Source organism: Streptomyces sp. MP131-18 (genome assembly GCF_001984575.1).
In the GTDB taxonomy this organism is placed as follows: Bacteria; Actinomycetota; Actinomycetes; order Streptomycetales; family Streptomycetaceae; genus Streptomyces; species Streptomyces johnsoniae.
On the sequence record NZ_LZNS01000001.1, the window covers coordinates 6,607,507 to 6,622,629 of the forward strand.

Annotated in this window: 14 protein-coding genes; 6 read left to right on the forward strand and 8 right to left on the reverse strand. The window is 72.0% G+C overall.

From position 1 onward, the window contains the following. Window positions 1-30: 30 nt before the first annotated feature. The 5 genes from pgl to tkt are packed head-to-tail and all read right to left on the reverse strand — an operon-like array spanning window position 31 to window position 6,625. Window positions 31-777 (reverse strand): 6-phosphogluconolactonase, encoded by a 747-nt coding sequence (pgl, locus tag STBA_RS29475; protein WP_290443933.1) that lies wholly within the window; start codon window positions 775-777, stop codon window positions 31-33. Next, on the reverse strand, window positions 774-1,844 hold the full coding sequence (gene opcA, locus STBA_RS29480) for a glucose-6-phosphate dehydrogenase assembly protein OpcA (protein WP_077062100.1): 1,071 nt from the start codon (window positions 1,842-1,844) through the stop codon (window positions 774-776). The genes pgl and opcA overlap by 4 nt, the downstream gene beginning before the upstream one ends. Beyond that, window positions 1,841-3,385, reverse strand: coding sequence for a glucose-6-phosphate dehydrogenase (gene zwf / locus STBA_RS29485; RefSeq protein WP_077062101.1), 1,545 nt, complete (start codon window positions 3,383-3,385; stop codon window positions 1,841-1,843). Before zwf ends, opcA begins: the two co-directional genes overlap by 4 nt. Before the next feature lie 7 nt (window positions 3,386-3,392). Further along, complete coding sequence (tal, locus tag STBA_RS29490; protein WP_077062102.1) at window positions 3,393-4,511, reverse strand: transaldolase; 1,119 nt, start codon at window positions 4,509-4,511, stop codon at window positions 3,393-3,395. Window positions 4,512-4,546: 35 nt separating this feature from the next. Continuing rightward, entirely contained in the window at window positions 4,547-6,625 is a 2,079-nt protein-coding gene (gene tkt, locus STBA_RS29495; protein WP_077062103.1) for a transketolase, read from the reverse strand. Window positions 6,626-6,979: 354 nt separating this feature from the next. Here tkt and STBA_RS29500 point away from each other — a divergent pair, with 354 nt between their 5' ends. Both STBA_RS29500 and STBA_RS29505 read left to right on the forward strand, forming a co-directional pair. After that, entirely contained in the window at window positions 6,980-7,921 is a 942-nt protein-coding gene (locus STBA_RS29500; protein WP_077063694.1) for a heme o synthase, read from the forward strand. A 44-nt stretch (window positions 7,922-7,965) separates the two neighbouring features. Next, window positions 7,966-8,313 carry a hypothetical protein gene (locus STBA_RS29505; protein ID WP_077062104.1) on the forward strand — a complete coding sequence of 116 codons (348 nt, stop codon included), beginning with the start codon at window positions 7,966-7,968 and terminating at the stop codon, window positions 8,311-8,313. A 50-nt stretch (window positions 8,314-8,363) separates the two neighbouring features. Here the strand turns inward: STBA_RS29505 and STBA_RS29510 are convergent, their stop codons facing one another. From STBA_RS29510 to STBA_RS29520, 3 genes are all read right to left on the reverse strand, one after another. Then, on the reverse strand, window positions 8,364-9,353 hold the full coding sequence (locus STBA_RS29510; protein ID WP_077062105.1) for a COX15/CtaA family protein: 990 nt from the start codon (window positions 9,351-9,353) through the stop codon (window positions 8,364-8,366). Window positions 9,354-9,409: 56 nt separating this feature from the next. After that, entirely contained in the window at window positions 9,410-10,126 is a 717-nt protein-coding gene (locus STBA_RS29515; protein ID WP_077063695.1) for an ABC transporter permease, read from the reverse strand. A gap of 65 nt (window positions 10,127-10,191) precedes the next feature. Beyond that, a complete protein-coding gene (locus STBA_RS29520; protein ID WP_077062106.1) occupies window positions 10,192-11,127 on the reverse strand; it encodes an ABC transporter ATP-binding protein in 936 nt (311 codons plus the stop codon). A 223-nt stretch (window positions 11,128-11,350) separates the two neighbouring features. On the opposite strand from STBA_RS29520, the gene STBA_RS29525 reads away from it, so the two are divergent. From STBA_RS29525 to STBA_RS29540, 4 genes are all read left to right on the forward strand, one after another. After that, a complete protein-coding gene (locus tag STBA_RS29525) occupies window positions 11,351-12,085 on the forward strand; it encodes a helix-turn-helix domain-containing protein (protein WP_107485284.1) in 735 nt (244 codons plus the stop codon). Then, the gene (sufB, locus tag STBA_RS29530) at window positions 12,082-13,503 is read left to right on the forward strand and encodes a Fe-S cluster assembly protein SufB (protein ID WP_077062108.1); all 1,422 of its coding nucleotides are present in this window, start codon (window positions 12,082-12,084) and stop codon (window positions 13,501-13,503) included. Before STBA_RS29525 ends, sufB begins: the two co-directional genes overlap by 4 nt. Window positions 13,504-13,609: 106 nt before the next feature. Beyond that, window positions 13,610-14,779 (forward strand): Fe-S cluster assembly protein SufD, encoded by a 1,170-nt coding sequence (gene sufD, locus STBA_RS29535; RefSeq protein WP_077062109.1) that lies wholly within the window; start codon window positions 13,610-13,612, stop codon window positions 14,777-14,779. Next, entirely contained in the window at window positions 14,776-15,117 is a 342-nt protein-coding gene (locus STBA_RS29540; protein ID WP_077062110.1) for a non-heme iron oxygenase ferredoxin subunit, read from the forward strand. Before sufD ends, STBA_RS29540 begins: the two co-directional genes overlap by 4 nt. The last annotated feature ends 6 nt before the right edge of the window (window positions 15,118-15,123 follow it).

The window sequence follows — 15,123 nt, forward strand, 5'->3', positions numbered from 1 at the left end:
GCCCGCCGGGGCCCCGCGGGGCCCCGGCGGTCAGGCCGCCGCGGGCAGGCCGGCCGCGGCGGCCTCGTCGAGCAGCCACAGCGTGCGGGCGCCGGCGGCGCGCGCGGCCGGGGCGGCACCGTCCGGCCCGAGCGCCGCCGCCACGGCCTGCGCCTTGTCCTCGCCCGCGGCGAGCAGCCACACCTCACCAGCCGAATTGATCACCGGCAGGGTGAGCGAGATGCGGGTCGGCGGCGGCTTCGGTGCCTCGCGCACCGCGACCACCGTCCGGTCGGTGACCTCGGCGGCCGGGTGGCCGGGAAACAGCGACGCGATATGCGTATCGGGCCCCACACCCAGCAGCAGAACGTCGAACGGGCCTGCCGCGGCGGCCAGTTCGGCCGCGTAGCTCTCCGCCGCCGCCTCCGGGTCGTCCCCGTGAGGGCCGTCGGACGCGGGCATCGGGTGCACGCGGGCCGGATCGAGCGGCACCGCGTCGAGCAGCGCCGCCCTGGCCTGGGTGTCGTTGCGGTCGGGGTGGCCCCACGGCAGGAAGCGTTCGTCGCCCCACCACACGTCGAGCCGCCCCCAGTCCACCGCGTCCCGCGCCGGGGAGCCGGCGAGCGCGGCCAGCAGGCCGTTCCCGTTCCGGCCCCCGGTCAGCACCACCGAGGCGGCGCCGCCCGCCGCCTGCGCGTCCACGACGGCCGTGATCAGCCGGGCCGCCGCGGCCTGCGCCATCAGCTCCTTGTCGCGGTGGATGACGACGGAGGGGCCGGCGGGCGGCACCGCCGTCACGACGGCTGCTCCGCCTGCTTGCCGGACTTCTTCTCCGGCTTGCCCTGCTCCCCGTCGGCGGCCCTGGCCGCCGCGGCCTTCCGCGTCGGCTTCTCCGCCCCGGGTGCGGCCTGCGCCGCAGGCACCGCCTGCGCCTGGCCCGGCCGCTTGTGCAGCTGCCCGACCCCGTGCCGCACCGCCTGCGCGTACGCCTCGTCCGGGTCGAGCCGCCGCAGCTCCTCCGCGATCAGCTCGGCCGTGCTGCGGCGGTGGAGCGCCACGTGCCGGTCGGGCTGGCCCGGCACTGCCAGGGTCGCCAGCGAACCGTCCGGGCGGTCCAGGCAGATCACGCCGTCCGCCACGTTCAGCCGAACGGCCGTGATCCCCGGGCCGGGGGAGACGACCCGCTCGACCGGCACGCCGAGGCGGTCGGCCAGCCACAGCGCGAGCAGCTCCGTGCTCGGGTTGTACTCCTCGCCCTCCACCTCGGCGGACGAGATCGCCGCGTGCTTCTGGTCGAGCGCCGCCGCGAGCACACTGCGCCACGGCGTGATCCTCGTCCAGGCGAGGTCGGTGTCGCCCGGCGCGTACACCCGGGCCCGCAGGCCGAGTGCCGCGACCGGGTCCTCGGTGGACGCCGCGTCGGTGATGCGCCGCTGGGCCAGGGTGCCCAGCAGGTCGTCCGCCGGGTGGCCGGGGGCCTCCTCGGGCCACCACACCACGACCGGCGCGTCCGGCAGCAGCAGCGGCATCACGACGCTGTAGGCGTGCGCCGACAGCTCGCCGTGCAGCCGCAGCAGCACCGTTTCCCCGTTGCCCACGTCCCCGCCCACCCGGACCTCCGCGTCCAGCCGGGCGTTCGCCCGCTCCCGCGGCGAGCGCCCGGGGCGCTTGATGACGACCAGAATCCGCGAGGGGTGCTCCTGGGACGCTTCGCTCGCGGCCTTCAGAGCGTCGTAGTGGTTGCCCTCGTCCGTGACGATGACGAGGGTCAGCACCATCCCCACGGCCGAGCCGACCGCCCGCCGCGCCTGGACCAGAGCCGCGTTGATCTGGCTGGACGTGGTGTCCGTCAGGTCGATATTCATGGTCGCCGCCAGCTCCGTCCGTCGCGCGCGAGCATCTCATCCGCCGCCTTGGGCCCCCACGTGCCCGCCGTGTACGGCTCGGGCCTGCCGTGCCCTGCCCAGAAATCCTCGACGGGATCGAGGATTTCCCAGGAGCGCTCGACCTCCTGATGCCGGGGGAAGAGGTTGGCGTCGCCCAGCAGCACGTCGAGCAGCAGCCGCTCGTACGCCTCGGGGCTGGACTCCGTGAACGACTCGCCGTAGGCGAAGTCCATCGTCACGTCCCGGATCTCCATTTGTGTGCCCGGCACCTTGGAGCCGAAGCGCACGGTGATGCCCTCGTCCGGCTGCACCCGGATCACCAGGGCGTTGTGCCCCAGCTCCTGGGTGTCGGTGGTGTCGAACGGGGAGTAGGGCGCCGTCTGGAAGACGATCGCGATCTCCGTGACGCGGCGGCCGAGCCGCTTGCCGGTGCGCAGGTAGAACGGGACGCCCGCCCAGCGGCGGTTGTCGATCTCCAGGCGCATCGCCGCGTAGGTGTCGGTGACGGAGGCCCGGTCGATGCCGTCCTCGTCGAGGTAGCCCGCCACCTTCTGACCGCCCTGCCAGCCGCCGGTGTACTGCCCGCGCACGGTGTGCCGGCCCAGATCCTCCGGCAGTTGCACCGCGTGCAGCACCTTCAGCTTCTCGGTGACCAGCGCGTCCGCGTCGAAGGACGCCGGCTCCTCCATCGCCGTGAGGGCGAGCAGCTGGAGGAGGTGGTTCTGGATGACGTCGCGTGCGGAGCCGATGCCGTCGTAGTACCCGGCCCGGCCGCCGATGCCGATGTCCTCGGCCATCGTGATCTGCACGTGGTCGACGTAGGAGCGGTTCCAGATGGGCTCGAACATCGTGTTGGCGAAGCGCAGCGCAAGAATGTTCTGCACCGTCTCCTTGCCCAGGTAGTGGTCGATGCGGAAGACCTCGTGGGGCGGGAAGACCTCGTGCACCACCTGGTTGAGCTCCTGGGCGGAGGCCAGGTCGTGGCCGAACGGCTTCTCGATGACCGCGCGCCGCCAGGAGTCCGCGGGCGGCTCGGACAGGCCGTGCCGCTTCAGCTGGCGCACGACCGTGGGGAAGTACTTGGGCGGAACGGACAGGTAGAAGGCGAAGTTTCCGCCCGTGCCCCGCTCCTTGTCCAGCCGGTCGATGGTGCTCCGCAGATTGACGAACGCCTCGTCGTCGTCGAAGGTCCCGGAGACGAACCGCATCCCCTCGGCCAGCTGGCGCCACACCTCCTCGCGGAAGGGCGTGCGCGCATACTGCTTGACGGAGTTGTGCACGACGTCGCAGAAGTCCTCGTCCGCCCAGTCCCTGCGGGCGAATCCCACCAGCGAGAAGCCCGGAGGCAGCAGCCCCCGGTTCGCGAGGTCGTACACGGCGGGCATGAGCTTCTTGCGGGAGAGGTCACCGGTGACGCCGAAGATGACCAGACCCGACGGCCCCGCGATGCGCGGGAGCCGCCGGTCCTGCGAGGTGCGCAGGGGGTTGGATTGTTCCGGTTGGTTCGCGCTGACGCTCACCGGTGTCTCAGTCCTCCCCGCCTGCCAGGCGCTCCAGCTCGGCCTTCGTGGAGTCGAGCAGGCCCGTCCAGGCCGTCTCGAACTTGTCCACGCCCTCGTCCTCCAGCAGCTGCACCACCTCGTCGTAGGAGACGCCGACCTTCTCCAGCGCGTCCAGATCGGCGCGCGCCCGGTCGTAGGTGCCGCGGATGGTGTCGCCCGCGATCTCGCCGTGGTCCTCGGTGGCCCGCAGCGTCGCGCCCGGCATGGTGTTGACGGTGCCGGGGGCGACCAGCTCGGTCACGTACAGCGTGTCCGGGTAGGCCGGGTCCTTCACGCCTGTGGACGCCCACAGCGGGCGCTGCGGGTTCGCCCCGGAACGGGACAGGGCCTGCCAGCGGTCCGCGCCGATGACCTCCTCGTACGCCTGGTAGGCCAGCCTCGCGTTGGCGACGGCGGCCTTGCCGCGCAGCGCGGTCGCCTCTTCGGTGCCGATGGCCGCGAGACGCTTGTCGATCTCGGTGTCCACCCGGGAGACGAAGAACGACGCGACCGAGTAGATCGTCGACAGGTCGAGCCCCTTGGCGGCGGCCTGCTCGAGCCCGGCCTGGTAGGCGTCCATCACCTCGCGGTACCGCTCCAGCGAGAAGATCAGCGTCACGTTGACGCTGATGCCCCGGCCGATGGTCTCCGTGATCGCCGGCAGTCCGGCCCTGGTGGCCGGGATCTTGATGAACGTGTTCGGCCGGTCCACCAGCCACGCGAGCTGCTTGGCCTCGGCGACGGTGGCCCGCGTGTTGTGCGCCAGGCGCGGGTCGACCTCGATGGAGACCCGGCCGTCGAGCCCGCCGGTCGCCTCGTACACCGGGCGCAGCACGTCGGCGGCGTCCCGGACGTCGGAGGTGGTGATCATGCGCACCGCCTCCTCGACCGTGACCCGGCGGGCGGCCAGGTCGGCTACCTGCTCCTCGTACCCCTCCCCGGCGGAGATCGCCTTCTGGAAGATCGACGGGTTGGTCGTGACGCCCACGACGTGCTGCTGATCGAGCAGTTCGCCGAGGCTTCCCGAGGTGATCATCGAGCGGGACAGATCGTCCAGCCAGATCGCGACACCCTCCTGGGAGAGCCGCTTGAGTGCGTCGGTCATGGAAATCGCATCTCCTGCTGTCTCGTGTATCGGTGTCAGCGCCCGGCGGCCGTCAGGGATTCCCGCGCGGCCTGTGCCACAGCTTCCGGGGTGATCCCGAACTCGCGGTAAAGCGTCTTGTAATCGGCGGAGGCACCGAAGTGTTCGAGCGACACGATCCGGCCCGCCGTTCCGACGTAGGCGTGCCACGTCAGGCCCACGCCGGCCTCGACCGCGACCCGCGCCTTGACCTCGGGCAGCAGCACGCGGTCCCGGTACGCCTGGTCCTGCTCCTCGAACCACTCCACGCACGGCATCGACACCACGCGGGTGGGCACGCCCTCGGCCTGGAGCTGCTCGCGGGCGGCGAGGGCGAGGTGCACCTCGGAGCCGGTGGCGATGAGCAGGGCGCGCGGCGCGCCGCCCTCCGCCTCGGTGTGCACGTAACCGCCCCTGGCGGCATCCTCGTTGGCCGCGTAGGTCGGCACGTTCTGCCGGGTCAGGGCGAGCGCGTGCGGGGCCGGGTGGGTGCCGTGCCGCCGCAGGATCTCGCGCCAGGCGAGGGAGGTCTCGTTGGCGTCGGCCGGCCGCACCACATTGAGTCCGGGGATCGCGCGCAGCGCGGCCAGGTGCTCGACGGGCTGGTGCGTGGGGCCGTCCTCGCCCAGGCCGATGGAGTCGTGCGTCCACACGTAGGTGACCGGCAGCTTCATCAGCGCGGCGAGGCGCACGGCCGGGCGCATGTAGTCCGAGAAGACCAGGAACGTGCCGCCGTAGATGCGGGTGTTGCCGTGCAGGGCGATGCCGTTCATGGCGGAGCCCATGGCATGTTCCCTGATGCCGAAGTGCACGGTGCGGCCGTACGGGTCGGCCTCGGCCAGCGGGTTGCCCGTCGGCAGGAACGAAGACGACGCGTCGATCGTGGTGTTGTTGGAGCCGGCGAGGTCGGCCGAGCCGCCCCACAGCTCGGGGACGACCGCGCCGAGAGCCGCCAGGGTCTTGCCTGACGCCTTGCGGGTGGCGACGTCGGTGCCCGGGTCGAAGGACGGCAGCTCCCGCTCCCAGCCCTCGGGCAGCTGCCCGGCGCGAATCCGGTCGAACTGCGCGGCCCGCTCCGGATTGGCCTGCCGCCAGGTGGCGAGCTGCTTCTCCCAGGTGGCGCGGGCGGTCTGGCCCCGCTCGACGGCGGACCTGGCGTGCGCGAGTACCGCCTCCTCGACCTGGAAGTGCTGCTCCGGGTCGAAGCCGAGGACCCGCTTCGTCGCGGCCACCTCGTCGTCGCCGAGCGCCGAGCCGTGCGCGGCCTCGGTGTTCTGCGCGTGGGGCGCGGGCCAGGCGATGATGGAACGCGCCGAAATGATCGAGGGCCGCCCGGTCTCGGCCCGCGCCGCGGTGAACGCGGTGTGCAGGGCCGCGGGGTCGAGGTCGCCGTTCTCCTTGGGGGCGACGCGCTGGACGTGCCAGCCGTACGCCTCGAAGCGGGCGAGCACGTCCTCGGAGAACGCGGTCTCGGTGTCGCCCTCGATGGAGATGTGGTTGTCGTCGTACAGGAGCACCAGGTTGCCCAGCTTCTGGTGCCCGGCCAGGGAGGCGGCCTCGGCGGACACGCCCTCCTGGAGGCAGCCGTCGCCGGCGAACACCCAGATCGTGTGGTCGAACGGCGAGGTGCCGGGCTCCGCGTCCGGGTCGAAGAGGCCGCGCTCGTAACGGGCGGCCATCGCCATGCCCACCGCGTTGCCGATGCCCTGTCCCAGCGGCCCCGTCGTCGTCTCGACGCCGACCGTGTGGCCGTACTCCGGGTGGCCGGGAGTCCTGGAGCCCCACGTGCGGAAGGACTTCAGGTCGTCCAGCTCCAGGCCGTACCCGGCCAGGTAGAGCTGGACGTAGAGCGTCAGGCTGGTGTGGCCCACGGACAGTACGAAACGGTCACGGCCCGCCCAGTCGGGGTCGGACGGGTCGTGGCGCATCAGCTTCTGGAATACCAGATAGGCGGCGGGCGCCAGGCTCATAGCCGTGCCGGGGTGGCCGTTCCCGACCTTCTGCACGGCGTCGGCGGCCAGGACCCGGGCGGTGTCCACGGCCCGTTCGTCCAGATCCGTCCATTCGAGGTCTGAGGTGGTCGGCTTGCTGCTCACCCTGCGTCAGGGCTCCTCTCCGCGTATGTTCAGGCCGGTGAAGGGCCTCACCGCCAGGCGGCGGATACGGCTCACCGGGCGCTGTCGAGCCTACCTCCGGCGGTCCGGGCGACCCCGGCACACGTGCGACATTGTCAGGTCGCAAGGACTGCCCGCCGGCCAACGCTTACTACAGTGCCCCAGGCCGGACGTTCCGGCACGTCCGGCGAGACGGGGCCCCGCCGACAAGGCGCGCAAGCCGGGCGTCTAGAGTGACGGCGTAACATGCGAGCTGCGACCACGGCCGATCGCCGGACGGAGCCCGCCATTCTGCCCGCAGCGCCAATCGCTGATGTCGCACAATCAGGGGTGTCCGTGACGGCCGTCGATTCCCGTCCCGTGGCAGAGCTTGCCCAGGGCTCGGTCCGCAGGACTCCGGGAGACCGGGTAAAGGCGTTCATCGCGCTTACCAAGCCCCGCATCATCGAGCTGCTCCTGATCACCACGGTCCCCGTGATGTTCCTGGCGGAGCAGGGCGTGCCCGATCTGTGGCTGGTGTTCGCCACCTGCCTGGGCGGCTACCTCTCGGCGGGCGGCGCCAACGCGCTGAACATGTATCTCGACCGCGACATCGACGCGCTGATGCACCGCACCCGCAACCGGCCGCTGGTGACCGGCGTCGTCCGGCCGGTGGAGTGCCTCGCGTTCGGCATCGCGCTCGCCGTGGTCTCCACGCTGTGGTTCGGGCTGACGGTCAACTGGCTGTCCGCCTGGCTGGCGCTCGGGGCGCTGGCGTTCTACGTGCTCGTGTACACGATGCTCCTCAAGCGCCGTACGTCGCAGAACATCGTGTGGGGCGGCATCGCCGGGTGCATGCCGGTCCTCATCGGCTGGTCCTCGGTGACGAACTCCGTCTCCTGGGCGGCCGTCATCCTCTTCCTCGTCATCTTCTTCTGGACGCCGCCGCACTACTGGCCGCTGTCGATGAAGGTGAAGGACGACTACGCGCGCGTCGGGGTTCCCATGCTGCCGGTGGTCGCGGCCAATACGGTCGTCGCGCGGCAGATCGTGATCTACAGCTGGGTGATGGTGCTCGTCTCGCTGGCGCTGTGGCCGCTCGGCTACACCGGCTGGTTCTACCCGGTGGTCGCCGGGGCGGCCGGCGCGTGGTGGCTGTGGGAGGCGCACACGCTGCTGGGCCGCGCGCGGGCGGGACACCAAGGCGTGAAGCTCAAGGAGATGCGCCTCTTCCACTGGTCGATCACCTACGTGTCGGTGGTCTTCCTCGCCGTGGCCATCGACCCGTTCCTGCGCTGAGGCGCGCCAGCCCGCACTCCGTTACCGGCCGGTAGGATGCGGCCATGGCTGACTCCGCGGAATCATCGGACCCCGGTACCCGCCCCGACGAACGGGCCGTGGCGCGCCTGACGCGCCGCATCCGCGCCTTCGCCACCGCACACGGCGGCGACGCGGAGGGGCAGATCTCCTACCTCGGCATTCGCGGCCACCGGCTCGTGCTGGTCGGCGCGGACGGCGGCTGGGGCGACGTGGTCGCGGCCGACCGCGCCGTACTCGCCGCGGCGGCCGACCAGGCGGGCGTGGCCCTGCGGGAAACACTCGACGGGGAGCTGGCCGCACGCCTGCGCACGGGCCCCGACGAGTGGAGCCGGATGGCGGGCCTCCAGATCGGCTCCCCCGGGGACACCTGAGCACGGGGCGGCGGAGCCGGGGGGAGGAGGAAGGGCCGGGGGAGAAGGGCCTACGCCGTGGTCGCGGGCACCGGTTCGGGGGCGTGCGCGGGGGGCGCGCCGTGGTCGGAGCCGGGAGCCGTGCCGCGGTCGCGGGTGGCGAGCAGCAGGCGGAGGGTGGCGATCCACACCAGTGTCGAACCCAGCAGGTGGAACCCGACCAGCAGCTCGGGCTCGTCGAGGAAGTACTGGGCGTAGCCGATGGCACCCTGCGCCATCAGCACGGCGAACAGGTCGCGGGCGCGGGCCCGCAGTCCGCCAGGGGCGTCCACCAGGCGCAGCACGATCCAGATGGCGGCCGTTGCCAGGACGACCGCCCAGGCCAGCGCGGAGTGCACGCGGGTGATGGTCTCCCAGTCGAACGGCATGCGCTCGATGTCGCTGCTGTCGCCGGCGTGCTCGCCGCTGCCGGTGACCGCGGTCCCGACGATGATCAGTGCCCCGGTGAGTGCGGTCAGCCCGAAGACGGCGCGCCGCACGGGCGGGCCGACCAGCGGCCGCGGCTCCGCGTCGCCCTCGCGGGTGCGCTGCCAGGTCACGGTGGCCGCCGTGATCAGCGCGGTGGCGGCCAGGAAGTGCGCGGCGACGATGTACGGGTTCAGCTCGGTGAGCACCGTGACGCCGCCGATGATGCCGTTGCCGGCCACGACCCAGAACTGCGCCCAGCCCAGCCGGGTCAGCCCGCGGCGGCGCGGCTTGGCCGACCTGGCGGCGATGATGGCCCAGCCGACCGCGGCGCTCACCACGTAGGTGAGCATCCGGTTGCCGAACTCGATCAGCCCGTGCAGCCCCATCTCCGAGGTGGCCACGAGGCTGTCGTCGCTGCACTTGGGCCAGGTGTCGCAGCCGAGACCCGAGCCGGTGAGCCGGACCGCGCCGCCGGTGACGACGATGCACACGCTCATGACGAGGGCCGTGAGCGCCGCCCGGCGCACGGTGCGCGGGTGCGGGGTCCACCGGTCGGCGATGAAGGCGAGGGGGTTTCGCACTGCTTTCAGCACGCACTCATGCTAGGCCCCCGCTTGTGCGCGCTTTCACGAGGGGCGGGTTCCGGTTCTTACTCCCAGCGGAAGAAGCGGGCTGCGGCGCCCAGGCCCGCCACCGCCCAGCCGGCGAGCACGGCCGCGTCGCCCCAGGGCATGCCCGCGCCGTCGTCCAGCACGGCACGCAGACCGTCGGAGAGCGCGCCGAGCGGCAGCGCCTCCAACACGCCGCGCAGCCCCGCGGGGAAGTCGTCCAGCGGAACGATCACGCCGCCGGAGAACAACAGCAGCACGAAGACGAGGTTGGCGGCCGCCAGCGTCACCTCGGCGCGCAGGGTCCCCGCCATCAGCAGCCCGAGTCCGGAGAACGCCGCGGTGCCGAGCAGCATCAGCAGTGCGACGGCCGCCGGGTTCCCGTGCGGCGACCAGCCGAGGGCCAGCGCCACGGCCGAGAGCAGCACCGTCTGGAGCACCAGGGTCACGAGAACGGCGCAGGTCTTGCCGCACATCAGCGCCCAGCGCGGCAGCGGCGAGGCGCCCAGGCGCTTGAGGACGCCGTAGCGCCGTTCGAAGCCGGTGGCGATGGCCTGTCCGGTGAACGCCGTGGACAGCACGGCGAGCGCCAGGATGCCGGGGGCGAGGAAGTCGACCCGTTCCCCCTCGCCGACGTCCACCACGTCGACGCTGCTGAACAGGACCAGCAGCAGCGTCGGGATGACCACGGTCAGCAGCAGCTGTTCGCCGTGCCGCAGCAGCATCCTGGTCTCCAGGGCGGCCTGTGCGGCGATCATGCGCGGCAGCGGTGCCGCTCCGGGGCGCGGCGCGTGGCGGCCGGGGCCCGCGCCGGTTTCGGTGCTCACGGGCGCAGCTCCTTGCCGGTCAGTTCCAGGAAGACGTCTTCGAGGGTGTGCCGCTGGGTGGTGATCCGGTCGGCGAGCACCCCGTGCTGGGCGCACCAGGCGGTGACGGTGGCCAGCAGCCGGGGGCCGACGTCGCCGGTGATCCGGTAGCTGCCCGGGCTCGGCTCGGTGGCCTCGCTCCCCGCGGGCAGCGCCTGGCGCAGCGAGACCAGGTCGAGCCCCGGCCTGCCGGTGAAGCGCAGGACGTCCGCCGTGCCGCCGCGGCTCAGGTCCGCCGGGCTGCCGTGCGCGATGACGCGTCCGCCGTCCACGATGGCCACGTCGTCGGCCAGTTCCTCGGCCTCGTCCATGTGGTGCGTGGTGAGCACCACGGTGACGCCGTCCGCCCGCAGTTCCCTGATCAGGTCCCAGGTGGCGTGTCTGGCCTGCGGGTCGAGGCCGGCCGTCGGCTCGTCGAGGAAGACCAGCTCGGGCCGGCCGACGACGGCCAGGGCCAGGGACAGCCGCTGCTGCTGGCCGCCGGACAGGCGCCGGTAGGTGGTGCGTCCGAAACCGCCGATCCCGAGCCGGTCGGCGAGCGCGTCGACGTCGAGGGGGTGCGCGTGCAGCCGGGCGACGTGGCGCAGCATCTCCTTGGCGCGCACGCCCGGGTAGACGCCGCCGTTCTGGAGCATCACGCCGACGCGGGGGCGCAGCGCCGCCGCATCGGCGACCGGGTCGAGGCCGAGTACCCGCAGGTGTCCCGCGTCGGGGGTGCGGAACCCCTCGCAGGATTCGACGGTGGTCGTCTTGCCGGCTCCGTTCGGCCCGAGCACGGCGGTCACGGTGCCCCGTGCGACGGTGAGGTCGAGGCCGTCCACCGCGGTCGTGCGGCCGTACCGTTTGACCAGGCCGACTGCTTCGACGGCCGGTGCGGCCCCTGGGGTGTGCATGCAGTGGAGTGTAGAAAGCCCGCGGTGCGGCCCTTGACCGCGGGCCCCCGGAGCCGTTCCCCGGGACGCGGAGGTAAGGCATGCCTTACGTGATGTACTGCATCCGGCCAGGTCAGAACCTGGCTTGCTCGTGTCGCGCGAATTACGCAACAATGGCGTTGTGAAAAAGCGGAGCGAGCGGCGTGAGGCGCCGGCGGCCACAGGTGCCGCCGGGGAGCCCGTGCTGCCCGCGGCGTCCGAGGAGCAGTCCGGCACGCGGCGGCGCGTCGTGCGGTCGATCCTCGGCCACGGCCCTTCGACCGCGGCCGAGCTGGCCGGCCGGCTGGGACTCACCCAGGCGGCGGTGCGCAGGCATCTGGACGCGCTGGTCGCCGACGGGCTGGTCGAGCCCCGCGAGAAGCGGGTCTACGGCTCGCGCGGCCGGGGCCGTCCGGCCAAGGTCTTCGCGATCACGGACTCCGGCCGGGACGCCTTCGACCACGCCTACGACGAGCTCGCCGTGGAGGCGCTGCGCTGGATCGAGCGCGCCGCCGGCGGCAGCGAGCGGGGCGCGGCCGCCGTCATGGACTTCGCGCGCGCCAAGGCCGCCGCGCAGGCCGAGCAGTACCGCCCGTTCCTGGAGCGGGCCGCCCCGGAGGACCGGGCCAGGGCGCTGGCCGAGGCCCTGTCCCGGCACGGCTACGCCGCCGTGGCCCGCGGGGTCCCCGCGCCCGCGGGGGAGCAGCTGTGTCAGCATCACTGCCCGGTGGCGCACGCCGCCGCGCGGTACCCGCAGCTGTGCGAGGCGGAGACCGAGGTCTTCTCCAGCCTGCTGGGCACCCACGTGCAGCGCCTGGCCACCATCGCCCATGGTGACGGCGTGTGCACGACCTTCGTCCCGCGGCCCGAGCAGGCGGCGGCCACGGAGGACAACGAGACCACCGCACCACCACGCATCGCCGGGAGGAACCCCGCATGACGCTCCCCACGGAGACGGCCCACCCCGAGCTCGAGGGGCTGGGTAACTACGAGTACGGCTGGGCGGACTCCGACACGGCCGGTGCTGTCGCAAGGCGCGGCCTGTCCGAGGACGTCGTCCGCGACATCTCGGGCAAGAAGTCCGAGCCGGACTGGATGCTCAGGCTGCGGCTGAAGGGACTGAAGCTCTTCGGCAAGAAGCCCATGCCCACCTGGGGCTCCGACCTCAGCGGCATCGACTTCGACAACATCAAGTACTTCGTGCGGTCCACGGAGAAGCAGGCCCAGAGCTGGGAGGACCTGCCGGAGGACATCAAGAACACCTACGACAGGCTGGGCATCCCCGAGGCGGAGAAGCAGCGGCTGGTCGCGGGTGTGGCCGCGCAGTACGAGTCGGAGGTCGTCTACCACCAGATCCGCGAGGACCTGGAGCGGCAGGGCGTCATCTTCCTGGACACCGACACGGCGCTGCGGGAGCACCCGGAGCTGTTCCAGGAGCACTTCGGCACCGTGATCCCGGCCGGCGACAACAAGTTCGCCGCGCTGAACACGGCGGTCTGGTCCGGCGGATCGTTCATCTACGTGCCGCCGGGCGTGCACGTCGACATCCCGCTCCAGGCGTACTTCCGGATCAACACGGAGAACATGGGGCAGTTCGAGCGGACGCTGATCATCGTCGACGAGAACGCCTACGTGCACTACGTCGAGGGCTGCACCGCCCCCATCTACAACTCGGACTCGCTGCACTCCGCGGTCGTCGAGATCATCGTGAAGAAGGGCGGCCGCTGCCGCTACACGACCATTCAGAACTGGTCGAACAATGTGTACAACCTGGTGACCAAGCGGGCCGTGGCCTACGAGGGCGCCACCATGGAGTGGGTCGACGGCAATATCGGCTCCAAGGTCACCATGAAGTACCCGGCCGTGTACCTGATGGGTGAGCACGCCAAGGGCGAGACGCTGTCCGTGGCCTTCGCGGGCGAGGGGCAGCACCAGGACGCGGGCGCCAAGATGGTGCACATGGCGCCGAACACCTCGTCCAACATCGTCTCCAAGTCGGTGGCCAGGGGCGGCGGGCGCACCTCCTACCGCGGTCTCATCGAGATCGGCGAGGGCGCGGCGGGCTCCAAGTCCAACGTGCTGTGCGACGCGCTGCTGGTGGACACCATCTCCCGCTCCGACACCTACCCGTACGTGGACGTCCGCGAGGACGACGTGACGATGGGGCACGAGGCGACGGTCTCCAAGGTCAGCGACGACCAGCTGTTCTACCTGATGAGCCGCGGTCTCTCCGAGGACGAGGCCATGGCGATGATCGTGCGCGGCTTCGTCGAGCCGATCGCCAAGGAGCTGCCGATGGAGTACGCCCTGGAGCTCAACCGGCTGATCGAGCTCCAGATGGAGGGCGCCGTCGGCTGACCCGGCGGCGCGGCGCGCCCGCGGGCGCGCCGGCACCTCGTCATCGAGCGGACCACCCAGCAGAACACCCAGCAGACCGATCAAGAGAGTGAGCACGACGACACCCATGGCTGAGGCCCAGAGCATCCCGGCGGGAGGGGCGGTCGCGGTGGCCGCGGAATCCACCGTCGCCACCCGGATGAGCGCGCCGCCGTCCTTCGACGTGGCGGACTTCCCCGTTCCCCATGGGCGCGAGGAGGAGTGGCGCTTCACGCCCCTGGAGCGGCTCCGGGGGCTGCACGACGGCACCGCGGTCGCCGACGGATCGGTGAAGGCCGAGATCGTCGCGCCCGACGGCGTCACCGTGGAGACGGTGGGCCGCGACGACCCGCGGGTCGGCCGGGCCGGGAAGCCCGCCGACCGGGTGGCCGCACAGGCGTTCAGCGCCTTCGAGAAGGCGACGGTCGTCACCGTTCCCGCGGAGGCCGTGCCGGCCGAGCCCGTGCGGGTGAGCCTGCACGGCGAGGGCGGCGTGACCTACGGGCACACCGTCTTCGACATCGGCCGCTTCGCCGAGGTGGTCCTGATCCTCGACCACACCGGTGACACCGTCCGCGCGGCGAATGTGGAGTTCCAGGTCGGGGAGGGCGCCAAGCTGACCGTCGTCTCCGTGCAGGACTGGGCGGACACGGCCGTGCACTGCTCGCAGCACAATGCGCTGGTCGGGCGGGACGCCACGTTCAAGTCCGTGGTCGTCACCTTCGGCGGCGACGTCGTCCGTCTGCACCCGCGCGTCAGCTACGCGGGCCCCGGCGGTGAGGCCGAGCTGTACGGGCTGTACTTCACGGACAACGGGCAGCACCAGGAGCACCGGCTGCTGGTGGACCACTCCGCCGCCAACTGCCGCAGCAATGTGGCCTACAAGGGGGCGCTCCAGGGTGCCCGGGCCCGCGCCGTGTGGATCGGCGACGTGCTGATCAGGGCCGCCGCCACCGGCACCGACACCTACGAGCTGAACCGCAACCTGGTGCTGACCGACGGCGCACGGGTGGACTCGGTCCCCAATCTGGAGATCGAGACCGGGGAGATCGTCGGCGCCGGCCACGCCTCGGCCACGGGAAGGTTCGAGGACGAGCAGCTGTTCTACCTGATGGCCCGCGGCATTCCCGCGGAGGAGGCGCGCCGCCTGGTGGTGCGCGGCTTCTTCGCCGAGCTGGTCCAGCAGATCGGCGTCCCCGACGTCGAGGAACGGCTGATCGCGCGGCTCGAGGCCGAGCTGGCGGAGTCGATCGCATGAGCGGCGCCGAGGGTTTCGTCCGGGTCTGCACGGTGGGCGACCTGGAGGAGGACGTCCCCAGGCGGGTCGAGCTGGGCGGAATCCCGGTGTCCGTGGTCCGTACCGAGGGCAGCGTGTTCGCCGTCAACGACATCTGTTCGCATGCGAACGTCTCGCTGTCCGAGGGCGAGGTGGCGGACTGCCAGATCGAGTGCTGGCTGCACGGGTCGAGCTTCGACCTGCGCACCGGCAAGCCGTCCGGGCTGCCCGCGACCCGCCCCATCCCCGTTTACCCCGTCAAGATCGAAGGAGACGGCCCCGGCGCCGCCGTGCTCGTCTCCGTCACCCAGGAGTCCTGAGGCATC